Source organism: Cryobacterium sp. TMS1-20-1 (genome assembly GCF_004402355.1).
GTDB classification, from domain to species: Bacteria; Actinomycetota; Actinomycetes; order Actinomycetales; family Microbacteriaceae; genus Cryobacterium; species Cryobacterium levicorallinum.
In genome coordinates this window covers 14,192-36,593 of the sequence record NZ_SOGF01000056.1, presented here as the reverse complement: position 1 = coordinate 36,593, position 22,402 = coordinate 14,192, and the positions used below count along the sequence as shown (strand labels likewise).

The following is a 22,402-nucleotide window of genomic DNA, read 5'->3' as shown; positions in this document are numbered from 1 at the left end:
TCACCAGCTTCACGGCTTCGTCTTTGTACTCAGGAGTGAACTCCCGACGTGTGTTTCCCATGTGAACATTCTCTCTTGTGAGGTGTCCAGTCAACGGGGGCAGGGCCACCGGGGGCCTGGCACGAATAGCTGGCTAGCCATCCGCTCTTCGTAGGTTGATGATTAGTCTGTGATGGAAGATGCGGAGTCAGCGGGGTTCGGGTTGTGAACCCGGCGGCCCGGCGGGTGCAGCGCGTCTACCTGACCCTGATGCTTGGGAACACGCTCGCGGCGTCGTTCATCTGGGGCATCAACACCCTGTTTCTGCTCGACGCTGGACTGTCGAACTTCGAGGCCTTCGCCGCCAACGCGTTCTTCACCGTGGGCATGGTGATCTTCGAGATTCCGACCGGGGTAGTCGCCGACACCGTCGGGCGTAAGGCGTCCTATCTGCTCGGCACCATCACGCTGGTGGTCACGACCGGGCTGTACTGGATGCTCTGGCTCTGGCACGCGCCATTCGTCTGGTGGGCGATCGTGTCGGTGCTGCTCGGACTCGGCTTCACCTTCTTCTCCGGCGCCGTCGAAGCCTGGCTGGTCGATGCGCTCGCCGCGACCGGCTACACCGGCAGCCTCGAGGCCGTGTTCGGCCGCGGCCTCGTGGTGACCGGAATCGCCATGTTCTCCGGCTCCGTGCTCGGCGGGGTGATCGCCCAGGTCACCGACCTCGGGGTGCCGTTCCTGGTGCGTGCCGGGGTGCTCATGCTGATGTTCGTCTTCGCGTACATCGTTATGAAAGACCTCGGTTTCACCCCGGATCGCTCCGCCGGCCCGCTGAAAGCGACCCGCAACGTGCTGACCCAATCGATCGAGCACGGCCTGAAAAAGCGCTCGGTGCGCTACGTGATCTTTTCGGCGCCGTTCGCCGGCGGGGTCGGAATCTATGCGTTCTACGCGCTGCAGCCCTATCTGCTCGAGCTGTACGGCGACCCGACCGCGTACTCCATTGCCGGGCTGGCCGCGGCCGTGCTGTCCCTGGCGCAGGTGGCCGGCGGACTGCTCGCGCCGCGCATCCGCTCACTGTTTAGAAAACGCACCAGCATGGTGTTGGCAGCGTCGCTCGTCAGCGTCGGTATCCTGGTCGCGCTCGGCCTGAACAGCCTGTTCTGGCTGGCCGTCTTGCTATTGGTCGTCTGGGGCTTCGTGTTCGCCGTCGCCGGGCCGGTACGGCAGGCGTATCTCAACGACATGATCCCGTCGAAACAGCGTGCGACCGTGCTGTCGTTCGACTCGCTGTTCGGCAGCCTCGGTGGCGTGTTCATCCAGCCGGCCCTCGGTCGCGCGGCCGACCTGCAGGGCTACGGCACCTCGCTTGTGATCGGCGCCGTTGTCGAGCTCATCGGTCTGCCGTTCCTTCTGGCCAGCCGTCGCCAGCAGGATCCAGCTGACGCCCGCACCATCCAAGCGGATGCGGCGCCGCCCGCCGGCGCTTAGCTCCCGTCGCGCACGTCCCGCAGAAAGCTGCGCACGTGCTCGCCCAGGATCACCTCGCCTATTTGCCGGTTGGTCGGTCCTCGCTCACCCTGGTCGCAGGGGCCGATCCCGTGCGCCTGCTGCTCGTCGGTGGTGAACCACTCGGTGAACAAAATCTGATGTGGTGGAACTTCGTCGGCCGCAGCCACGAAGAAATCGTCAGCTACCGAACCCAGTGGCAGACCGAGATCGGTGCGGTCGATGGTGACGCGGGCTTCGACAGGGACGAGCTGCGCTTTGGCGCTTTTCCTGACGGCGAGCCCGCCCTGATCCCCGCGCCGCCACTGCCCACGGTGCGCCTCCGTCCCCGCAATTAGCGGCATGGTCCCTGGTCACGACCACCATCTCGTGGTTGTCGACAGTGCTGGCTTCGGGAGTGCCGAGTAGGGGAACTCCTAGTTTTGGTAATCGTCGTGCAGGTGACCCGGTGTCGGGTCGTCCCCTCTGCGCTGGTCGAGCTGGGCGAGACCGCCATCCCGCGACTCGCGGCCGTCTACGGGACCAGCCACGGGCGGGCACAGCGTCGGCGGGTCGAGTTCGGGCGGTTCCTGCATGAGTGGGTTCTTGCTGGGGAGGGGGATGAGTGTCTGTTCAGGGTCGATCTGGATCGGGGGTTGCAGCCAGTACCCGCCGTCGCGGAGCCAGATCTTCCAGTGTCGGTTATGGAGCAACATGTGATGCAGACTACAGAGCAGAATGGCATGATCAATGTTGGAAAGTCCCTGATCAGACCAGTTTGCGATGTGGTGGGCTTCTGCCCAGGAAGGGGGTTTTTCGCAGCCGGGCCAGCGGCATCCGCCGTCGCGCGCCGCGAGAGCACGGCGTTGCTCACGGTTAAAGAGGCGTTGGTCTCGTCCAACGTTGAGGGGTTGCCTGGTTTCGCTGAAGAGGATGCCGAGGTAGCCGGTGTCGCACAGGTGCCGGTCGATCGTCTCGGCGGATACCGGTGCAGGGTTGCCCTCGAGGTATCCGAAAACGGGGTGGGTACTGGCAGGTTCGGTGCCGAGTAGGGTTTCAGTGCCCCTACGAGCTTCCGTCATCCAGCCCGTTCCGTTGCCCGCTAGCGTGTCGTTGGGCGCCTCGTCGGTGCGCTCGGTGCGCTCGGTGCTCTCGGTGCTCGGGGCACCTGTCGCGCCCGTGTTGGCGGGTGCGACCGGAGCGGGCGCCATGGTAGTTGGCGCACCCGAGCGCGCGGCAGGGCCAGCGGTCGGAGCTAGGCCAGCGGCAGGGGCGGCATGTTCGGAGATAGTGGTGGGGCGGTCGTGTTCGGTGACGATGATCTGCACCACCGGTCGGCGACCGCCGAACAGGGTGTTGGGGTCGGCGTCGGCGCCGAGCTTGAGCAGCTGAGTGAAGGAATCGGCGGCGATCTGGTCGAGGGTGCGCGGGTCGTCCTTCACGCTCTGCGCCCAGGCGGCTCGTTCTGGGTCGACGAACCGCACCCCGCCGCGACGCGGGCTGGTCAGCGCGTCGTAGGTTGCCATCCACATTTCCCCCTGCTCCGGCGGAAACAGCGCATGCAGGGTCACCATGCCGTCGGCACGCCGCCACAGCGACCAGGTGGTGTCGTCGCGAGCCTGCTTCTCCCGCGCCAGAATGCCCGCCGCGTCGAGGTCGTCCCGCATGCGCCTGGCCCGTTTGTAGGCCTGCTCGGTGTTCATTCCCGGCGCCGCAACGAGCAACACGCGAAGCGCTGCGGCAAGTTTCTCGGGGGTGATCGCCTGATCCAACGTGCCCAGACCCCGCAGTAAGGCGTCGCCGACGCCGAGGGAGAATGTGCCGTCGGCGACGGCGTGCATGATCGGCGCCTGCCACGGCACCACCACCGGAACCAGTGGCGCTGCCGGTGCGAGCGGCGGAACCGGGCGCGGCACAGTCACGGGCAGCGGCGGCAGATCTGGGTGCAGCGCCGCCCAGGCCGCCGCCCGCTCTGCCTCGCGAGCGCCCTCCCGCTCAGCCTTCGCTGCGGCCTCTTCAGCGGCTTGGGCAGTCCGCTCCACCGCCCGGGCGGCGTCGGCCGCGCGGCGTTCAGCGGTTTCGGTCTCGCCCATGAGCACGCCGACGGCGACCAATCGGCCGGCCTCGATGCGGCTGAGGCCGATGGCGTCCTGCACCATCATGGTTGGGTTGCCAAACCCGTGCCGCGCCGACAAGCCCGACTGGCCCACCTCAGGTCGGGACCGGTGCGCGATCGTGCCCGCCAGCAGGGCTGCGACCGTGTTGCTCAGTCGCAGCAGCTGCGCAATCGGGCCACGCGCCGCGAGCACCTCGGCATCCGACAAGCCCGCGAATTCAGCGCTGGAGCCACCGAGCGCGGCGACAGCGGCCGCCGCCCGGGTGAGTTCCACAGCTACGTTGCTCATGATTCAACCCAACACCCGACCACCGACATTCCCGAGGAAGATTCATGCTTATAAGCACGAAACCGCCGAAATTCGCCAAAGAATACCCAAAGAAATGTTTTGCGGGCCGTTAGATAGCGGAAAATAACCGCACTGGGCACCCCGAACCGGTGTTCAGCACCAAAATCGCTCCCGGCGTTGGCCCACCCGAGGACGCTGGCCCGAACGACCTCGCCGGCAATTCACCTGCCCGGAGCCGCACGCGGACGGACAGACGTGATCGCGACTATCCAATAGCGGCAACCAAAAGGGTGCATCGCTCGATTTTGCGATGGCGCGGTCACCGGGTTGAACCGGACTGGACGCTGAGATGGCGCGCTGCTGGTGGGTGGCCACCGACATCCACTCGGCGAATTTGCTACCGAGTGATCTCGGGAGTACATGGCTGCGCGCGGGTACGCTGTGGCGCATGAGAGCTGCCGTCTACCGCCGTTACGGACCACCGAGCGTCGTGCATGTGGAGTCGGTTCCGATGCCGGTGCCGCAAGCGGACGAACTTCTGGTTCGCATGATCGCGAGCACAGTGAATCGCACGGACTGCGGCTTTCTGAGTGGGATACCGTATTTCGTTCGGCTGTTGATTGGGCTGCGGGCGCCGCGGGCGACGATTCTCGGCTGCGAATTCGCGGGGCTGGCGTCACATCATTCACGGTCGGCCAAAGGGTTTTCGGCTACAACGGCGTGAAATTCGGCGGCCACGCTGAGTACCTGACCATCGCTGAAGGCGGTCTCGTGGCCGAGATTCCGGCCTCAATGTCGTAGAGGAGACGTGCTGTTCCTGAAGTGGCTCGTCGGGACCGGCGAACTTCACCCTCTGTTCGACCGCAGTTACTCACACGCCCAGATTCGAGAGGCGTACCTCTACGTAACGGCCGGTCAAAAGATCGGCAACGTCGTCATTCACGTGCAGGACGAGATTTAATTACGGGCGTCCCAGAAACCAGCGTGCACTTCGGCAGCCTCGGCGAGAAGGGCCGGACCGGCCACGGTCACGCTGTTGCCGCCACGGGCGAACACCTCGCGGCAGGGCAGATCCATGGTGGCCTCGCCGTCTTGCAGCGGAACCATCGCCGCGAGCTGTTCTTCGGGCAGCCCATAGACACCGCGGCCGATGCCAGCCCAATAGATCGCTCCCGAACACATGGCGCACGGTTCGGTGCTCGTATACAGGGTGCTCGAGCGCAGGGCGTCCCGGGCGAGCAGCGTCGCCGCGATGCGTACCAGGTTCATCTCGGCGTGCCCGGTCGGATCGCCAAGCGTCACGACGGTGTTCTGACCCTCGATGATGATGTCTTCGCTCGTGACGAGGATCGCTCCGAAGGGGTGGTTGCCCACTTCACGGGAGGCGCGGGCGACTTCGATCGCGTGGTGCAGATGCGCTTCGTCGGAACTGGATACCGTGCTGAGGTCAGTCATGAGAGTCACTTTCTCAATGGGGAAAGATTCAAGCCTAATCACCCTCGCAGCTACTTTTCGGCGGACTGACGCTCGCGGAAGGCGATCATGTTCATGCGGTTGCCGCAGCGCACACTGCAGAAACGCTTGGACCCGTTGCGGGACAGGTCGAGAACCAGGCCGGTGCAGGCATCCGCTTCGCAGATGCGCAAGCGACCCATTTCGTCGCTGCGGATCACATCGATCAACGCCAGGGCCGCCTCGACGCGCATGCGCTCGCCGAGCGGGGCTTCGGGCACGGTCGCGTGCAGATGCCAGTCCGACACATCGTGACGCGCGAGCTGGGGGAGCGCGCGAGCCTCGCGCAGCATGCGATTGACCTCGATCACCGCGTCGTCGCGGCCCAGGGTCCACACCCGACGGAGTAGGGCTCGAGTCTGCCGTACATCGCGCAGTTCGGCGCCATCCCCGTCGATGCGCCCGGTGAACGGAATCGGGGCGAGCAGCGCGGCGAGATCGGCGAGCGTTTCGAGCTCGTCTCGACCGCTGCGGGAGGCCCCTGCGTCGGTATCGCAGAGCATGACCACGAACTCGAGAGCCTCCTCGGTGTCAGGGGCAAAATGCAAGTTGACTCCTAATGCACTCGGTCGTACTGTCAGTGGTGTAAAGCAGTTTAGACCATGACAGAAGGGCGCCTCCGTGAAGCTGACGTCGATCCCCGGCGGCCTCGCCGTCGCGGTGCTCTCGGCCGTCTCGTTCGGCACCTCCGGCGCGCTCGTCAAGCCCCTGCTCGAGGCCGGATGGTCGCCGGCCGCCGCCGTCACGGTTCGCGCCTTCACCGCCGGACTCGTGCTGCTGCCCCTGGCTGTCATGGCTTTGCGGGGGCGCTGGGCCGCCCTATGGCTCGGGCGTTGGAGGGTACTCGGCATGGGCGTCGTCGGCGTGGCGTGCACCCAACTCGCCTACTTCGCCGCCATTTCGACCATCCCGGTCTCGACCGCGCTGCTCATCGAATTTCTAGCCCCGCTCATTCTGGTCGGCGTCGCCTGGGCCGTTTCCAAGCGGATGCCCCGCCCGGCCGTGTTCCTCGGCTCGGCCCTCGCAGTCGGCGGCCTTGTGCTGGTGATCGGCCCCGGAGCGATCCAGGCGGTCGACCCGATCGGCCTGACCTTCGCGTTTCTCGCCGCGATTGGCTGCGCCGCCTACTTCTTCATTGCCGCGCGCCCGGACCGCGACCTGCCGGCCGTCGCGCTCGCGGCCTTCGGACTGATCGTTGGCGGCTTCATTCTCGGTCTGCTCGGGGTTACCGGCCTGCTGCCGATCACGGCAACCTTTGGCGACCTGCCGCTGTTCGGCGCGCTGGCGCCGTGGTGGGTGCCGCTGGTGCTGCTCGTGCTCGTCAGCACCGCCGTCGCGTATAGCACCGGAATCACCGCGGCCGGCGTGCTCGGCTCCCGGCTCGCGTCCTTCGTCGGACTGCTCGAGGTCGTCTTCGCCTCGCTGTTTGCGTGGCTGCTGCTCGGCGAGCAGCTCAGCCCGCTGCAGTTACTCGGCGGGTTGCTGATCCTCGGTGGAATCGCTGCGGTGCGGTCCGAGCGCGCCGAGGCCCTGCCATCAATAGCGCCGCTCCATCACGACACCGCGGCCGCCGCCTCCGGGGAGGCGACGGCTGCGGCATCCACTCACTGAGTCGTTAGCCGCCGAACGCGACGACGTGGCGCTCGGAACCCTACCGGTCATGAGGGAGACTGGACTCATGTCCGATCTCACCCTGCGCGGCGGCGTCGGCAGCCGCCTTGACAGCGAGATCGAGGTCAAACGGTCCCGGTTCCTGTGCCGCATAGTGCGCACCGAAACCGAGGACGGCGCGCACGCCGCCGTCGAAGAAGCCCGCTCGGAGCACTGGAAGGCGCGACATCACTGCTCGGCGTTCGTCCTCGGGCCGGGCGGTGCTCCCGACCAGGTACGCCGCTCGAATGATGACGGTGAGCCGTCGGGAACGGCGGGCCGGCCCATGCTGGAGGCACTGGCGGGGCGTGGCTTCGTCGACTGTGTGGCCGTTGTCACGCGCTATTTCGGCGGCACCCTGCTCGGCGCCGGCGGTCTCGTGCGCGCCTACTCCGAGGCTGTGCTGACCACGATCGACTCGGCGCACTCCCGGGGGCTCGTCGTGGGACGTGATCGCCGTGAACTGTTCACGCTCGCGCTGTCCCACGCGGATGCCGGTCGTATCGAGGCCGAACTGCGCCAGCGGGGCGTGCTCGTGCTCGGCACAGACTACGGTCGCGAAGCGGTGCTCCGGCTGGCCGATGATGACCCCGAACGGCTCGCCGCGGTCGTGGCGGGGGTGACGGCCGGAAGCGCCGAACTCGAGTCGGTCGGCCACGAATGGGTCGACGTCCCGGCATGACCATGCCACTCGATCCGACTTGCGGCCGGGACGGCTGGCGTCAGGCGAGACCGGCGTCGTGGATGCACCTGGCGATGTGCACCCGGTTGGCCGCGTCCAATTTTGTGAACAGATGACCGACGTGGGTCTTAACCGTCGCGACGCCCATGAACAGCTCGGCGGCGATCTCGGCATTGGACAGCCCACGCCCGATCGCGATCGCCACCTCGGTTTCGCGTTCGGTGAGTCGACCGAGCAAGGCTTGGGCGCGCTGCTGCCGGTCGTCCGGCGCACGAATCACCCTCGCGATGAGCTGTGCAGTGACGCTCGGGGAAAGCATCGGGTCCCCGTTTGCTACCCGGCGTATGGCGGCGACGAGCTCGGCCGGTGGCGTGTCCTTCAGAAGAAAACCCGCTGCACCGTGCCGTAGCGCGGTGAGCACCATATCGTCCGTGTCGAAGGTCGTCAGCACGATCACCCTGGCCGGATCGCCGCGCTCCTGCAGGGCGCGGGTGGCCGCAAGACCATCCATTCGCGGCATACGGATATCCATGAGCACCACGTCGGGCGCCGCGCGGCCGATGAGTTCCAGCGCCGCGAGCCCGTCGCCGGCCTCCCCGACGATCTCGATCGCCGGGTCTCCGCCGAGGATCAGGCGCAGGCCGGTTCGCACCAAGGCGTCGTCGTCGGCGAGCACAACACGCACGGTCAGGTCCATGGCAACCATGCTTGCAGAAGAAACGAGCCATCCGGTTCGATGCCGTGCCTTATCCGGCCGCCAGCGAGTTCGGCGCGTTCCTGCAAACCGATCAGGCCGGCGCCGCTCCCGGTCGCGTCGGTCCAGCGTGACCGAATGCTGGGGGTGGCGACCTCATTGCGCACCTCGAGGTGCAGCAGGTCTTCGATGCGCTCGAGCCGTAGGGTGACCGGCTGACCCGGCGCGTGTTTACGCGAGTTGGTGAGTGCCTCCTGCACGAAGCGATAGGCGGTGCGGGACACAGTTTGAGACGGCCCCGGCGTGGCCTGGTCTGACCCGGCCGAACCGGGGGCATCCGTTTCATCGAGTGTCACCGTTGTGCCAGCCTCGCGCGCCTCGGCCAGCAGTGCAGGAAGGTCAGCCAGCGTCGGCTGGGCCGGTTCGGGGCGCCCCGCCCCAGTAGTGGCCTGCCCGCCGCGCAACACGCCGAGCACCTGCCGCAGCTCGGTCAGAGCGAGGTGGGCGTTGTCCTGGATGATGCCGGCTGCCTGGGCCGTCTCCTCCCGGGTGAGGTCCGTTCGATACGTCAATGCGCCAGCGTGCAGGGCGACGAGGGAAATGCGGTGCGCGAGTACGTCGTGCATTTCGCGGGCGATGCGAGTGCGCTCGGCGTCGCGGGCTGACGCGGCGCGAAGTGTCTGCTCTCGTTCGGCGTTGAGGGCACGTTCGCGGAGGGTGGCCAGCAGGTCGCGGCGCGCTCCGATGTAGAACCCGGTGGCCGCGCAAATGGCGTAGATGGCGATCGCCAGACCACCGGATGCCCACGGCGCCGGATAGAGAGTGAGATCGGCCAGGCTGGCCCGCACGATCATCTCGTAGAAGACGGTGGCCAGGCCCCAGATTACGCCGACGACAATGACGCCTTTCCAGCGGCGCCGGGTGCTCATCGAAATGGCAGCCCAGATGGCTGCCGCGAACGAGGACGCCGACACGGCCGACAGCGCAGCGGTGACGGCGGCGATCAATACCGGGTGCCGGCGACGCAGCGGGAGCAGGCACAGCGCGACCGCGCCGAGGACGAAGTCCAGAAGGATCAGACCGCCGAGCAGATCTTCCGACACCTGGGCGTCGGAGAATGCCCCCGAATAGTCGGCGAACACCAGAACCAGGATGACAAAGGAAGCCAGGGCGGTCGCGAGGTACCGCCAGATGCGCGACCAGGGCCGCAGTCGCGGAGCCTGTCCGGAGTCGATCGCGTTGGTTTCGGTGGGAGGGGGCCGGGGGATCATTCTCCCCAGCGTACGGTCGTGCTTCCAGCCCGGCCTCCACCCGTGGTCTGCTTCGCCTGCAACTAAAAGTGGAGACGACGAAGACCCCGGGGCCGATCCGCCCGGGCGAGGCCGCCGCAACCATGGAGGAATGATCAACGCAGAACAAACTAGCGAAGCCCTGGAACGGAGTAGGTCATGACCCTGGGAATTATCGTCGTCTGTGAAATTGGGTTCTGGGCTGTCATCGTGCTCGGATTGTTCGCCCGCTACACTCTCAAATCACCCCGCTTCGGTTTCGCCCTGCTCTCGATGGCTCCCGTCATCGACCTCGTGCTCCTGATCACGACCGCCGTGCATCTTCGGTCGGGGGCCGAGGCGGAGTGGGCCATCGGCCGCCTGCTGCTCGCCCACGACGGAACCTGGCCGATCGACGGAGACGCGACCGCCGAACTGAAACACAAGCTGGCGGAATCGCTCTGGTGGACCTTCGTGCTGGCCAGCAAGCTCGACATTGATATCGACCAGGCGTTCAGTGAGACCATGAGCACTATTCGCACCAACCTGGAAGCCACAATCGAACGAACCGCGCTTTAGGGAAACATTCCTGCGCCTCAAGCGTTGGGTTTCACATGAAGACGATTGTGTACAGCGAAACCGGTGACCCGTCCGTGCTCCACTTGGTTGATCGGCCGGTGAGTGAGCCCGGAGCCGGCGAAGTGCGCGTGCGAATCGCGGTGGGCGGGGTGAATCCGACCGACTGGAAGTCGCGCCGTGGCGCGCGCCCGGGGGAATCCCTCGCGTTCCCTGACGTGGTCCCGAACCAGGACGGTTCCGGGCTCGTCGACGCGGTCGGCTCCGGTGTCTCGAATGTGGCCGTCGGCGATCGCGTCTGGCTCGCCCTCGCCGCCTACCAGCGGGCCGCCGGCGGAACCGCCCAGGAATACGCCGTGCTCCCGGCCGAACGCGTCTTTCTGCTGCCCTCCTCGGCGAGTTTTGACCAGGGCGCGTGCCTTGGTGTGCCAGCGATCACCGCTTACCGGGCGCTTACTGTCGCCGAGGATGGACCGCGGCGGCTGCATCCCGGCGCGCTCGACGGCAGGATCGTGCTCGTCGCGGGTGGTGCAGGCGCCGTGGGCCATGCCGCCATCCAGCTCGCCCGCTGGGCAGGAGCGACCGTGATCACGACGGTGAGCGGGCCGCCCAAGGCAGCGCTCGCGGCGGCAGCCGGCGCACACCATGTGCTTACCTACACCGCCCCCGATGTCGTCGCTGAAATCCGAGCCATCGCACCCGACGGCGTCGACCTCATCGTCGAGGTAGCCCCGGCCCAGAACTCCGAACTCGACCTGGCGGTCATCCGTAACCGCGGATCGATCGCCGTCTACGCCAACAACGGCGGCGACCAGATGACCCTCGACGTGCGTAAACACTTCAGTCTCAACGTGCGCTACCAGTTCGTACTGCTCTACACAGTGGGCATCGAGGTCGTGCAGCAGGCCGCTGCCGCCATCAACGAAGCCCTCGTTGACGGCGCTTTGCCCGTCGGATCGGATGCGGGACTGCCGCTGCACCGCTTCGAACTGGCCCACACCGCGGATGCCCACGCCCTCGTCGAAAGCGGGGTCACCGGAAAGGTGCTCATCGACGTATCGCGGGCCTGACAGCGCGAAAGCCCCCTCGCCGCGAACGGTGAGGGGGCTTTCGAATTCAGACTCTAGTACTCGCGGCGCGGAGCGCGCGGCGGGCGGTCGGCCTGCTCGGCGGAGCGTGAGGCTCCGCCCTTGTCGGCACGCAGCTCGATCAGCTTGCCGCTGATGCGGGTGTTCTCCAGCTTGGAGAACACGTCGCCCGCGAGGTCAGCGGGAAGTTCGACCAGGGAGAACTCCGGCAGAATCTTAATGTGGCCGAAGTCGTCGCGGCTCAGGCCACCCTCGTTGGCGAGGGCGCCGACGATCTGACGCGGCTCCACCTTGTGACGCTTGCCGACCTCGATGCGGTACTGGGCCATCGGCTTGCCGCTGGAGCGAATCGGGCGTTCGCTGCGCACCGGACGATCGTCGCGGGCGCCGTAGCTGCCCCGATCGTCCCGGCTGCCACGGTCGTCGCGACCAAAACGGTCTGAGCGGTCGGGTCGGTCCGACCGGCCGCCGCGCTCCGGACGATCTCCGCGCTGCTCGGAACGTTCGACCCGCTCATCGCGTTCGAGGCGCTGCTGGGCGCGAACATCCTCGGCTGAGAGCAGCAGGGGCGTCTCACCCTGTCCGACCACGGCGAGGGCCGCAGCCACATCGACCTCGGGCACGTCGTGGTGCGACACGTAGTGCGCGATGATGTCGCGGAACTTGCTGATCCGGTCGGTCTCGTCGAGCGCCGCGGTGATGGCGTCGTCGAAGCGCGTCAGGCGCGTCACGTTGACGTCCTCAACGCTCGGGAGCTGCATCTGGGTCAGCGGCTGGCGGGTGGCCTTCTCGATCGCGGAGAGCAGGCGACGTTCGCGCGGCGTGACGAAGCTGATCGCTGCGCCCGAGCGGCCCGCACGGCCGGTACGGCCGATGCGGTGCACATACGACTCGGTGTCGATCGGAATGTCGTAGTTGACCACGTGGCTGATGCGCTCGACGTCGAGGCCGCGAGCGGCGACATCCGTTGCGACGAGAATGTCGAGCTTGCCGCTCTTGAGCTGGTTGATGGTGCGTTCGCGCTGCACCTGCTGCACGTCACCGTTGATCGCCATGGCGGAATAACCGCGCGCACGCAGCTTCTCGGCCAGCAACTCGGTCTCGTTCTTGGTGCGCGCGAAGATGATCATGCCCTCGAAGTTCTCAACCTCGAGAATGCGGGTGAGCGCATCGAGCTTCTGCGGGTATGACACCATCAGGTAGCGCTGGGTGGTGTTCGCGCTGGTCGTGGTCTTGCTCTTGACCGTGATCTCTTCGGGATCGTGCAGGTACTTCTTGGAGATGCGGCGAATCTGAGCCGGCATCGTGGCCGAGAACAGTGCGACCTGCTTGTCGTCCGGGGTATCGGCGAGAATCGTCTCGATGTCCTCGACGAAGCCCATGTTCAGCATCTCGTCGGCCTCATCGAGCACAAGGAACTTCAGTTCCGAGAGGTCGAGGGTGCCCTTGGCGAGGTGGTCCATGATGCGACCGGGAGTACCGACGACGATGTGCACCCCACGGCGCAGGGCCGACAGCTGCTGGCCGTAGCCCTGTCCGCCGTAGACCGGCAGCACGTGCACGCCGCGCATGTGGGCGGCGTACTTCTCGAACGCCTCACAGACCTGCAGCGCGAGCTCACGCGTGGGCGCAAGCACGAGGGCCTGCGGGTTCTTCTGGGACAGGTCGAGCCGGTTCAGAATCGGCAGCGCGAACGCGGCCGTCTTGCCGGTGCCGGTCTGGGCGAGTCCGACAACGTCGCGGCCCTCCAGCAGCGGGGGAATAGTGGCGGCCTGAATGGCCGAAGGGGTTTCGTAGCCGACGGCTTTGAGCGCCTTGAGCATGGCGTCATTGAGTCCGAGATCGGCAAATGTCTTGGTTGCAGTGGCAGTTTCTGCCTCGTTCTGCGCTGTGGTGTCTGGTGCGGTCATAGTACCAACGGTAGTCGAAGACAGGGCCCCCGGTGTAAAGGCTCGTCGACGACCCTTAAAGCGGATGCCCGGGGCCGCAGCATCCGCTTTCTTCCGCCGACGTCTGCTCGTCTGGGCCATCCGGACCGCGGCCAATAGGGTCGGTATCGGACCGGTCTGGAAACGGTCGACGGCGGTCACCCCGGGGCTAGTTCACAGCACGGGCGCCTCTGTGAGACTGGACCCATGGAACAACGCGTGAACTTCATTACCCTGGCCACGAGCGACCTCGAGGCCGTACGCACGTTTTATCGCGACGGCCTCGGCTGGACGCCGCTCGTGGACGTTCCCGGTGAGATCGTGTTCTTCCAGGTCGGACCCGGCCTGATGCTTGCGCTCTTCGATGCCGAGAAATTCGACGCAGACCTGCAACGCGAACACACGACCACCGGCGCGACCGGCGTCACCCTCTCGCACATCCTCGACAGCCGGGACGAAGTCACCACAACGGTTGCGGCGATGGCGGCCGCCGGCGGTACCGTACTGAAACCCGCTCAGGACGGCGCGTTCGGCGGCATCTTCCACGGCCACGTCGCCGACCCGAACGGCGTCATCTGGGAGATCGCGCACAACCCCGGCTGGCACGTCGACGACGATGGAACAGTCTCGTTCGGCTAGGGCCTAAGCCTTCAGGAACGCGATTGCCGCCTCGCGAAAGGCGCGTGACGTTGGCGCGTTGAAGTGATTGCGGCCCGGAATCTCAAAGAAGCCACCGTTCGGCGTCACCTCGGCCAGCGCGCGCGACGCATCCAGAATGCTGTCTTCGCTTCCGGTCGCGAACAGCAGGGGCTGCTCTGGGGCGTTCGCAGCGCCGGGCTGCGGGCCGCCGCGCATACCCTCGACCAGGGCGACGAGGGCCGCGAGATCGTTGCCCGGCAACGCCTTCGCCATCGTGAGGTAGGCGCCGGTGAGCCGGTCGGTGACGTCGGCTCCGTGTTCGAGGTGGGCGCGGGCATCCGCTATTTGAAAACGTTTGAGCGGGTCACCGTCGGGGATGCCGCCAAGAACGGCGTGCGTGATGCGGCCGCCGAGATCGCGGGCGGCCTGCCAGCCGACCCGTGCACCGAGTGAGTAGCCGACGTAGCGCACCTCGGTGAGCAGGTACGCGTCGAGTACGGCTTCGACGTCGGCGACGAGCAGCTCCATCGTGTACGCGTCGGGGGAGTGCGGCTTGTCGCTGGCGCCGTGGCCGCGCTGGTCGATGCCGATCACGTGAAAGCCAGCCCGGGTCAGGTCGCGGGTCCATCCCGTGGCGTGCCAGTTGGCGATCGCACTGGAGGCGAAGCCGTGCACGACGAACACGGTCGGGTGCTCCGGGTCGCCGAGCTCGTAGGTGGCGAGCTGCACGCCGTCCGGCGACAGAACGAAAAGGTGCTCGGGGGCGGTTCGGTGCGACATTCCCCCATTTCACCACGGATGCCGCGGCGCCGGTTTCCCAGAGTCGCCCGCGCTGCCCTACCCTCAGCCCTGCGCGGAGACTATTCGGCCTGCTCGCGGGGATGGTCAGCTGACCGGGAGCAGGGGGGATTGCACGATGACGACGCCCCACGCCGTCAGCGTGGCCGGTGTTGGTGGCTGAATCGTGACTTTTTCACGCTCGAGGGCAGCCGCCGGTTACGCTGGAAACACATTTTAGCGAGCGGGAGCACTCAGTGAACGAGAACACATCCGGGCCCAGCCCGCAGGTCATCGAGGGCGTTTTCGACCTCGCCCGCGACGGCTTGACCGGTCCGCTGGGTGAAATGCTCGACGCCGGGGTGCCCATCAATATGGTCAACCCGCGCGGAGACACGCTGTTGATCGTCGCGGCCTATCAGCAGCACCCCGAGACCGTCGCTGACCTGCTTCGCCGCGGGGCGGACGCATCCGCAATTAATGCGATGGGCCAAACCGCCATCTCGTGCGCGGTCTTTCGCAACAATGAGGCGATTCTGCGATTGCTCCTCGAAGCGGATGCCGATCCTCGCCTCGGCACACACAGTGGCGTCGCCATCGCCGACCAGTTCGGGCTGCCGCGCATGCGCGAGATCATCGAGTCGTACCCGCGCGACTGAAAGCCAGGAAGGGCGCCTCCCGAAGGGGAGACGCCCTGGCTGCTAAGCGGTTTGGTTAGCGGCCGAGTCCGAGATCGCCGAGAACGTCGTTGACGATCGAGTCGACCGAGCCGTCGATGTCACCGCTGTCGATGTCGCCGCCATCAACGCCATCGATGTCGGTGCCGTTACCGGCGTCGACCGGAGCCTCGATCGGTGCGACCACGTCGGTGCCGTTCCCGACGGATGCGTCATTGCCGACCTCGTTGCCCGAGGCGACATCGCCGATGTCGTTCGTGAGCGAGTCGTCAATGAGGGGGCCGTTGACGACGCCACCGTTTAAGGTGCCACCGTTGCCGACGCCGCCGACGGAGGTGTCGTTGCCGAGCACACCGTTGCCGGTCGCCTCGTTGCCGGAGAAGTTGAACAGGTCACCGATGATGTCCAGGCGGTTCTGTTCGGAGGAGTTGTCGGTGCTCGTGCTCGTCGTGGTGCTCGTGCTGTCGCCGGTGAAGGCCTGCGCGGGAGCGACGAAACCACCGATGATGAGAGCGGATGCCGCAGCGCCGGTGATTCCCAGCGCCGTGATCTTGCGAACGTTCGTGTGCTTCGTGATGGTATTCATGAGAGCTCCTAATCGTTGTTCTGTTCCAGCCTCGAGTTGTTTTCGGGCCGCACAGATGGTCCGGAGCCCCGGCGATCCGGGTTTGGTCGACTCCCCCACAACGGGGGCCGTGAACCGTACGGCACGCTCATGTTGCGACCGCAGATCGCCGCGACGAGCGGCATCCACTCGCCGTCGCGGCAAAACCTGAGAAGACGCTGGCAGCCGCACTCTGAAAGAGAGGCAGTGCCGGAAGCGGCAGCAGGCAGGATGGCAGCACCTGCGGTGGCTCAACTCCCAAGTGGCCCAGTGGCAGGAGGTTCGGTCGGTCCAGCCAGGCGAGCACCTGCGGTACGCATATGCGTCACCATTGCGGTGGCGGCCGCTTCGGAATCACCCGCGGCGATAGCCTCATAGACGGCGGTGTGTTCCACAATGGCCAATCTTGCGTGCTCGTCGTCTTGAACAGACCGGTCCGACCAGACACGCAGGAGCGAGCGGATGCTCTGCAGCAGATCCAGAAGTACCGTGTTGTCGGTGCTCTGCGCCAGTTCCAGATGAAACTGGAGATCAGCTTCGACGAACGCCGAGAGGTCGGCTGCGGACAGCCGCATTTTCTCCAGATGGCCGTGCAGACGCGCGATCGCAGCGGGGGGCATCCGTTCGGTGGCTAGGCGAGCAGCATAAATTTCGAGTGCCCCCCGCACCTGGGCCAGTTCGGCCGTGCGTGATTTGTTGAGCATCATTCCCCAGCTCAATGTCTGGGGGAGCAGCTCACTGGCGTTTCCACGCAGGTAGGTGCCCGACCCGGGCCTGACGTCGACGACCCCCAAAATCTCCAGAGCGGCGAGTGCCTCCCGCACGGCCGACCGACCGACCGCCAGGGTTGCGGCGAGCTGCCGTTCCGGAGGAAGCCTGGTTCCGGACGCGATAGACCCCTCGGTAAATAATTCCAGCAGCTTGGTCGCGACGGCTGCGGACGGCGAGCCAGACCCCATGGCACCAAGGGCGGCGCTGATGGTGTCGGTTTCGTTGGTCGGGTATGCGGGCACGTCGTTACGTTATCAAACAGCGTGGTCGCCGACCGGTTACCTCGCCACATTTGGTCAACCGGTTGACAGATCTACGTTGAGGATTGCATACTGAACTGGCCCAGCGCTGTGTCTCAAGCGCTCGAGACCTGAAAAGTGGAATCATGACGGACAAACTTCGCACTGTCATCGGCTCCGACACCGCCGATACGCTCGTTCTTGCCGGGTCAGCGCGGAACAGAGCGATATCATGATCGGCCTCGGCACCTATGCCTTCTTCTGGCAACAGTCCACAAAGGCCCCCGAACCACTCACCCTCGCTGAAATGCTCCAACGCACTCGCGACCTCGATGTTGACCTGTTTCAGATCTGCGACTACGCACCGCTCCTCGGGTATTCCTCCGCCCAGCTGCGCGACCTGCGGTCCACCGCGGACGACCTCGGGATTCAACTCGAACTGGGTACGCGGGGAATCCAGTCCGAGCACCTGGCCGCGTATTTGGCCCTCGCCACGACCCTGGGCGCGACCCTCGTACGCAGCATGCTCAACACGGCCGACCATCAGCCGACCCTGCCAGCGGCCGAGTTGCTACTCGAGATCGCGCTTCGCGGCTATGAGGATGTCGGCGTCACCCTGGCTTTGGAAACCTACGAGCAAGTGTCCTCGCGCGACCTGGTGAGCCTCGTCGAATCCGTGGCCAGCTCGTCCCTCGGCATTTGTCTCGACCCGGCCAATTCTGTCGCCGCCCTCGAAAATCCCATCGACGTCATCGATCGGTGTGCACCCTACGTGGCCAACATTCACGTCAAAGACTTCGCGTTCACGCGGCGCGGCGGCTGGGTGGGGTTCACGCTCGAGGGCGTCGAACTCGGCACTGGGCTGCTCGACTATGACCATCTCATGCGCGTTGTGGACCCGGAACCCCGAGGTATCAACCGCATCATTGAACACTGGCTGCCCTGGGCGGGAACCCTCGAAGAAACCGCTCGCCTGGAAAATCTCTGGACCCGCAACAATCTGTCTTACCTAAGGAGCACCTCAAAATGAGCACCACCACCTCACTCACCACACTCACCATCGCCGTCATCGGTGCTGGTGGGAAAATGGGCATGCGCGTTTCCAACAACCTGCAGAAGACGGATCACACCGTTTTCTACAGCGAGAACTCCGCGGCCGGCGTCGAACGCGTTCTGGGAACCGGCCGTGTCGTCACCGATACCGAAATCGCAGTCATCGACGCCGATGTCGTGGTTCTCGCGGTTCCCGACCTGGCCCTTTCCGCCGTGTCCGGCGCCGTGGTTCCGCTCTTGAAGACCGGAGCTGTACTCCTCACGCTCGATCCGGCTGCCGCCTACGCCGGACTGCTCGCCACCCGGGAGGACGTCGTATTCGCCGTTGCCCACCCGTGCCACCCCTCGATTTTTCTGCAGCGCCACACCGCGGAAGAGTATGCCGACACTTTCGGTGGCATCGCCGCGCCGCAGGACGTCATCGCTGCCATTGAAACGGATGACGACAGCAAACGGGTCATCGCCGAGACGGCCATCCGCGTGATCTACGCGCCGGTCATCGACGTGCACTGGGTCACCGTCAAGCAGCTTGCCCAGCTGGAGCCGACGCTTGTCGAGACCATCGCCTGCATGATCGGTGGACTGCTCAAGGAAGCCCTCAGCGAAGCGGTGAACACCATGGGCGTGCCCGAACCCGCAGCCCGCGCCATTCTGCTCGGCCACACCCAGGTCGCCCTCGCCAATTCGCTCAACGGCGACAACCCGTTCTCGGACGCGTGCCTGATCGCCATGGACTACGGACGCGAAAGCATCGTCAAGGACGACTGGAAGAAGATCTTCCAGGACGACGAACTCGACAAGGTACTCTCGCGCATGCTGCACCTGGACACGATCAAGCGCTAATTCTGGGGCCACGACGGACATCCGCTCGCCACCGCTGAAAGCAGGCTGGCCACCCGCCCTGGTGCAGACCACCGGGGACTGCGCCGGCCTGCTGCCGAATCCGGCATACTTTCGACAGGGTGCGATGCCACCCGCTCACCTCTGGCGAACCCAGACTCTACGCGCGACGGAAAGTGCAATGAAACGACACGGAATTCTCAACGCCGAACTCAACGGACAACTCAGCCGTCTCGGGCATACCGACATGGTGGTCGTCGTTGACTGCGGAATGCCGATACCGCGCGGTGTCCCGGTCGTCGACCTGGCCCTCGTGCAGGGAATTCCGCGGTTCGAAGACGTGCTTGATGCGTTGCTGCAGGACATGGTGTTTGAGCGCTGCATCATTGCCACGGAAGCGAAATCTCAGGACCCCGGGCGGTGGCTCACCTCGAGATTCGATGTCGTCGACTACGTCACGCACGCTGAGCTCAAGGATCTTTCGGCCTCGGCCAAATTGATCGTGCGTACCGGCGAGGCGACGCCGTATGCAAACGCGGCACTGATCTGTGGGGTCGCTTTCTGAACGTTCCAGGTTGTGAGATTGGCCCGCGATCTAGCTGATCAACCCATTAAGTTGTTGTTGCAGACGCGACAGCATGTGATTGGCGCTGAGTGCGTTCATCAAGAAAGGCAAGAACTATGGAGAACGCAATCGATCAAGCTGCCACGGGCACAAAGCGGCTCGCGGGCAAGACAATCCTGGTCACCGGAGCAGCCTCGGGCATTGGCAAGTCAGTAGCGACTCGGTTTGCAGGGGAGGGCGCACGGGTCATCTTCAGCGATCGCGATGAGGTGGGAGCGATCAGCGCCGCCCACGAGGTTCCCGGGGCCTTCGCCCTCACGCTCGACGTCTCCGACGAAGACAGCGTTCGCACCGCCTTTGCCGAAATCGCTGATCGGGGACTCAGTATCGATGTCGTCGTGGCCAATGCGGGGGTGCAGTTGTTCGGTCAGGACAGCAAAATCGCCGACCTTGACCTCGATACCTGGGAGAAGACGATCCGGGTCAACCTCACCGGCACCTTCCTTACGGTGAAACATTCTGTGCGGGCGATGCTGAATCACGGCGGCTCGATCATCCTCACCGGCAGCCCCACCGGGCTCAACGGCGAGGGCGCGGACTTCACCGCCTACAGTGCCTCGAAGGCCGGAATTCATGGACTCACCCGCACGGTCGCTGCGGCGTATGCCGGCCAGGGTATTCGGGTCAATACCGTCGTGCCCGGTTACACCGAAACCGCGCTGGTCTCCACCATTTCTGAAGATGCCCAGATGCGGGCGGCGATCGTCTCCCGAATTCCGCTCGGTCGCCCGGGAACGCCCGCCGATGTCGAGGGAATCATGGTGTTTCTCGCGAGCGACGAAGCAGCCTACGCCACGGGTAGTTTGTTCCGGGTCGATGGCGGCATGACCACCCTGTAACCGAATCGAGTTTGACCGCCATGTTGAATGAAAATCTCACCGCTGAGTCCCTTCTCGCCAGCGCGCGCCTCTCCGCGGTCTGGAACGAGACCATCGCATCGCCGACCGTTCTGGCTTTCTCCGACTGGTCCTTGACCCTGCGCGGGGAAGAGATCGCCGACATCACCTACCGCGGCGTTCCGGTGCTCCGCGGGCTGCGCGTGGTGGTGCGCGACGAGAATTGGGGCACTCCGATTGCCGTTGTGACTTCGACGCAGATCGAGCCTGCGCCCAGCGCGCTGCTGGTGAGCCTGGCGGTGTCACACCGCGATGGCAACGTAGATTTTGGCTGGCAAGGCCTGCTGAAAATTTCCGCCGACACCCTGAGGTTTTCCTTTGTGGGGACGGCTGCGCAGTCGTTTCTGAGCAACCGCATCGGAATCGTTGTGTTGCATCCGCCAACTCTGGCCGGCCAGGTAGTTACGGTGACTAATCCCAGCGGTGCCGAGACGGCGGTGCGGTTTTCGCGAACAATTTCGCCGCACCAGCCAGCGCGAAATATCGCCGGGATACGCTGGAACGTGGCGGGCTTCACTGCATCGCTCGGCTTCATCGGCGACATCTTCGAAACGGAGGATCAGCGGAACTGGACCGATGCCTCGTTCAAGACCTACAGCACACCGCTCGACCGGCCTTTCCCGGTGCAGATCAGCCCCGGCACGCCCATCGAGCAGTCCGTGGTGCTGCGCATTGCCGAGTCGCCATCCCCAGGCGGGGAGCGCGCGACCGCTCCGACCGAGATCGCCGCAGCGTTCCCCCCGGACCAACGCACACGTATTGTCGTTGGCGGCCCGTCTAACCGGATCGTGCCGGAGATCACTCTGGGCGCGTCCTCGGCACCGGGTGTCACTCCCGATCGAGCGGGCCTCGCTGCCATTCTGGTCGAGTTGAACATGGCGGATACCGCCTGGCCAGACGTGCTGGCGCGTGCTCAAACGGATGCCGACGGCCACTTTCTCGACGTTCGAATCGTCGCCTCGACGGCGGCGCAGGTGAACTGCGCGCTCGATGCCGTGGCGCCGCTCGACGTCCGCCGCCTGGGAGTCTTCGACGCGGCGACCCACCTCAGCGAGCCATTGTTGTGGGCCGCCCTCATTCAGGGTGCGGCCGAGCGCGACCTGCGCGCCAAACTCGTTGGCGGCACGCGAGCACATTTCACCGAACTCAATCGCAATCACGATCAACTGCCTTCGTCGGTGACCGCGCTGGCCTTCAGCGTGACCCCGCACATGCACGCGCTCGAACGGGAACAACTCGTCGAGTCCATTGCCGTTCAGCGCACGGTTGCGGAAAATGCCGTGCGGATCGCGCGCGGTCGCCCGCTGCACATCGGCCCCATCACTCTGCGGCCTCGCTTCAATGCCGTCGCCACGACAGCACCGGCCGCGGGCCCGGACAAGATCGAATTTACCGGCTACGGCCCAGAGCACCTGCCGGAGGTGACCGACGCGCGCCAGCAGAGCGCGGCCCTGGCCGCCTGGCTGATCGCCAGCGTTGACGCCTTCGCCGTGCCAGGCGTGGCCAGCCTTTGCTACTTCGAGGCGTGGGGTGCGCGAGGAATCGGGGGATCCGGCGTCGCTGCGCAGTACCCGGTCGCCACAGCGGTCGAGTGGATGCGTGAACTCGAGGGAGAGTCCCTGCGCGAGCTGCGGGGAGATTTGCCCCCTGCCGTGGCCGTTCTGGTTGCCGACAACCGGAATGCTCCGGGTGCGCTCACTGCGGTGATCGCGAATCTCGCCGATCGGACGCAGAAGTTGACGTTGCAAATCGTAGATTGCGAACTCCGGCCCGGCGATGATCTGGGACTAACGCCGGGGGTGCTGGAGCGCGTCGTCATTCCCCATGACGCCACGGCCAGCATCGCACTGCTTAGCCCCGCGATCTCGTCTGAGACGGTGCCTTGCGTGGACGGCTGCGTCACCGTTTCGGTGCAGGCGGGCGAAGCTGTTCGATGGCGCGCGACCACAGGGTCCTGACCTCCAGGTAATGACCGGGTGTCTGCACCCGAGTCGGTTTGTGCTGCCGG

Annotated in this window: 23 protein-coding genes; 14 read left to right on the top strand and 9 right to left on the bottom strand. The window is 65.5% G+C overall.

Annotated elements, in window-relative coordinates; genetic code table 11:
• Positions 1-204: 204 nt before the first annotated feature.
• Together E3O45_RS14430 and E3O45_RS14425 are read left to right on the top strand one after the other, a co-directional pair.
• Complete coding sequence (locus E3O45_RS14430; RefSeq protein ID WP_134444024.1) at positions 205-1,473, top strand: MFS transporter; 1,269 nt, start codon at positions 205-207, stop codon at positions 1,471-1,473.
• 35 nt (positions 1,474-1,508) lie between these two features.
• Positions 1,509-1,829, top strand: coding sequence for a pirin-like C-terminal cupin domain-containing protein (locus E3O45_RS14425; protein WP_134444023.1), 321 nt, complete (start codon positions 1,509-1,511; stop codon positions 1,827-1,829).
• A 78-nt stretch (positions 1,830-1,907) separates the two neighbouring features.
• Here E3O45_RS14425 and E3O45_RS14420 read toward each other — a convergent pair whose 3' ends face one another.
• Positions 1,908-3,875 carry an HNH endonuclease signature motif containing protein gene (locus E3O45_RS14420; protein ID WP_134444021.1) on the bottom strand — a complete coding sequence of 656 codons (1,968 nt, stop codon included), beginning with the start codon at positions 3,873-3,875 and terminating at the stop codon, positions 1,908-1,910.
• A gap of 808 nt (positions 3,876-4,683) precedes the next feature.
• On the opposite strand from E3O45_RS14420, the gene E3O45_RS17590 reads away from it, so the two are divergent.
• Complete coding sequence (locus E3O45_RS17590) at positions 4,684-4,836, top strand: hypothetical protein (RefSeq protein WP_166789508.1); 153 nt, start codon at positions 4,684-4,686, stop codon at positions 4,834-4,836.
• Here E3O45_RS17590 and E3O45_RS14415 read toward each other — a convergent pair.
• A complete protein-coding gene (locus E3O45_RS14415) occupies positions 4,833-5,330 on the bottom strand; it encodes a nucleoside deaminase (RefSeq protein WP_134444019.1) in 498 nt (165 codons plus the stop codon). The genes E3O45_RS17590 and E3O45_RS14415 overlap by 4 nt on opposite strands.
• 50 nt (positions 5,331-5,380) lie before the next feature.
• Entirely contained in the window at positions 5,381-5,935 is a 555-nt protein-coding gene (locus tag E3O45_RS14410; protein WP_174775287.1) for a CGNR zinc finger domain-containing protein, read from the bottom strand.
• A gap of 73 nt (positions 5,936-6,008) precedes the next feature.
• On the opposite strand from E3O45_RS14410, the gene E3O45_RS14405 reads away from it, so the two are divergent.
• Together E3O45_RS14405 and E3O45_RS14400 are read left to right on the top strand one after the other, a co-directional pair.
• A complete protein-coding gene (locus tag E3O45_RS14405; protein ID WP_134444018.1) occupies positions 6,009-6,998 on the top strand; it encodes a DMT family transporter in 990 nt (329 codons plus the stop codon).
• 67 nt (positions 6,999-7,065) lie between these two features.
• Entirely contained in the window at positions 7,066-7,719 is a 654-nt protein-coding gene (locus E3O45_RS14400; protein ID WP_134444016.1) for a YigZ family protein, read from the top strand.
• A 40-nt stretch (positions 7,720-7,759) separates the two neighbouring features.
• Here the strand turns inward: E3O45_RS14400 and E3O45_RS14395 are convergent, their stop codons facing one another.
• Together E3O45_RS14395 and E3O45_RS14390 are read right to left on the bottom strand one after the other, a co-directional pair.
• Complete coding sequence (locus E3O45_RS14395) at positions 7,760-8,416, bottom strand: response regulator transcription factor (RefSeq protein WP_134444014.1); 657 nt, start codon at positions 8,414-8,416, stop codon at positions 7,760-7,762.
• Positions 8,407-9,684 (bottom strand): sensor histidine kinase, encoded by a 1,278-nt coding sequence (locus tag E3O45_RS14390; RefSeq protein ID WP_134444013.1) that lies wholly within the window; start codon positions 9,682-9,684, stop codon positions 8,407-8,409. The genes E3O45_RS14395 and E3O45_RS14390 overlap by 10 nt, the downstream gene beginning before the upstream one ends.
• Positions 9,685-9,861: 177 nt before the next feature.
• Between E3O45_RS14390 and E3O45_RS17710 the strand changes: the two genes are divergently transcribed.
• Both E3O45_RS17710 and E3O45_RS14380 read left to right on the top strand, forming a co-directional pair.
• The gene (locus E3O45_RS17710) at positions 9,862-10,260 is read left to right on the top strand and encodes a hypothetical protein (protein WP_174843096.1); all 399 of its coding nucleotides are present in this window, start codon (positions 9,862-9,864) and stop codon (positions 10,258-10,260) included.
• 35 nt (positions 10,261-10,295) lie between these two features.
• Positions 10,296-11,327 (top strand): NADPH:quinone reductase, encoded by a 1,032-nt coding sequence (locus tag E3O45_RS14380; RefSeq protein WP_134444012.1) that lies wholly within the window; start codon positions 10,296-10,298, stop codon positions 11,325-11,327.
• A gap of 53 nt (positions 11,328-11,380) precedes the next feature.
• Here the strand turns inward: E3O45_RS14380 and E3O45_RS14375 are convergent, their stop codons facing one another.
• Positions 11,381-13,255 carry a DEAD/DEAH box helicase gene (locus tag E3O45_RS14375; protein WP_134444010.1) on the bottom strand — a complete coding sequence of 625 codons (1,875 nt, stop codon included), beginning with the start codon at positions 13,253-13,255 and terminating at the stop codon, positions 11,381-11,383.
• A gap of 225 nt (positions 13,256-13,480) precedes the next feature.
• Between E3O45_RS14375 and E3O45_RS14370 the strand changes: the two genes are divergently transcribed.
• Positions 13,481-13,912 carry a VOC family protein gene (locus E3O45_RS14370; protein WP_134444009.1) on the top strand — a complete coding sequence of 144 codons (432 nt, stop codon included), beginning with the start codon at positions 13,481-13,483 and terminating at the stop codon, positions 13,910-13,912.
• A 3-nt stretch (positions 13,913-13,915) separates the two neighbouring features.
• Here E3O45_RS14370 and E3O45_RS14365 read toward each other — a convergent pair whose 3' ends face one another.
• Entirely contained in the window at positions 13,916-14,692 is a 777-nt protein-coding gene (locus E3O45_RS14365) for an alpha/beta fold hydrolase (RefSeq protein ID WP_134444007.1), read from the bottom strand.
• A gap of 254 nt (positions 14,693-14,946) precedes the next feature.
• On the opposite strand from E3O45_RS14365, the gene E3O45_RS14360 reads away from it, so the two are divergent.
• Positions 14,947-15,348: an ankyrin repeat domain-containing protein gene (locus E3O45_RS14360; RefSeq protein WP_198415535.1), complete on the top strand. Its 402-nt coding sequence runs from the start codon at positions 14,947-14,949 to the stop codon at positions 15,346-15,348.
• Between the two features lie 55 nt (positions 15,349-15,403).
• Here the strand turns inward: E3O45_RS14360 and E3O45_RS14355 are convergent, their stop codons facing one another.
• Together E3O45_RS14355 and E3O45_RS14350 are read right to left on the bottom strand one after the other, a co-directional pair.
• The gene (locus E3O45_RS14355) at positions 15,404-15,952 is read right to left on the bottom strand and encodes a hypothetical protein (RefSeq protein WP_134444005.1); all 549 of its coding nucleotides are present in this window, start codon (positions 15,950-15,952) and stop codon (positions 15,404-15,406) included.
• Between the two features lie 269 nt (positions 15,953-16,221).
• On the bottom strand, positions 16,222-16,983 hold the full coding sequence (locus tag E3O45_RS14350; protein WP_241985375.1) for a FadR/GntR family transcriptional regulator: 762 nt from the start codon (positions 16,981-16,983) through the stop codon (positions 16,222-16,224).
• A gap of 229 nt (positions 16,984-17,212) precedes the next feature.
• Here E3O45_RS14350 and E3O45_RS14345 point away from each other — a divergent pair, with 229 nt between their 5' ends.
• The 5 genes from E3O45_RS14345 (at position 17,213) to E3O45_RS14325 (ending at position 22,352) form a co-directional block, all read left to right on the top strand.
• The gene (locus E3O45_RS14345; protein WP_198418272.1) at positions 17,213-18,010 is read left to right on the top strand and encodes a sugar phosphate isomerase/epimerase; all 798 of its coding nucleotides are present in this window, start codon (positions 17,213-17,215) and stop codon (positions 18,008-18,010) included.
• Entirely contained in the window at positions 18,007-18,876 is an 870-nt protein-coding gene (locus E3O45_RS14340) for a phosphogluconate dehydrogenase C-terminal domain-containing protein (protein ID WP_134444001.1), read from the top strand. The genes E3O45_RS14345 and E3O45_RS14340 overlap by 4 nt, the downstream gene beginning before the upstream one ends.
• Before the next feature lie 178 nt (positions 18,877-19,054).
• Positions 19,055-19,438 (top strand): D-ribose pyranase, encoded by a 384-nt coding sequence (rbsD, locus tag E3O45_RS14335; RefSeq protein ID WP_134444000.1) that lies wholly within the window; start codon positions 19,055-19,057, stop codon positions 19,436-19,438.
• Positions 19,439-19,554: 116 nt separating this feature from the next.
• Positions 19,555-20,337: an SDR family NAD(P)-dependent oxidoreductase gene (locus tag E3O45_RS14330; RefSeq protein WP_134443998.1), complete on the top strand. Its 783-nt coding sequence runs from the start codon at positions 19,555-19,557 to the stop codon at positions 20,335-20,337.
• Between the two features lie 20 nt (positions 20,338-20,357).
• Positions 20,358-22,352, top strand: coding sequence for a hypothetical protein (locus E3O45_RS14325; protein WP_134443997.1), 1,995 nt, complete (start codon positions 20,358-20,360; stop codon positions 22,350-22,352).
• Positions 22,353-22,402: the final 50 nt, after the last annotated feature.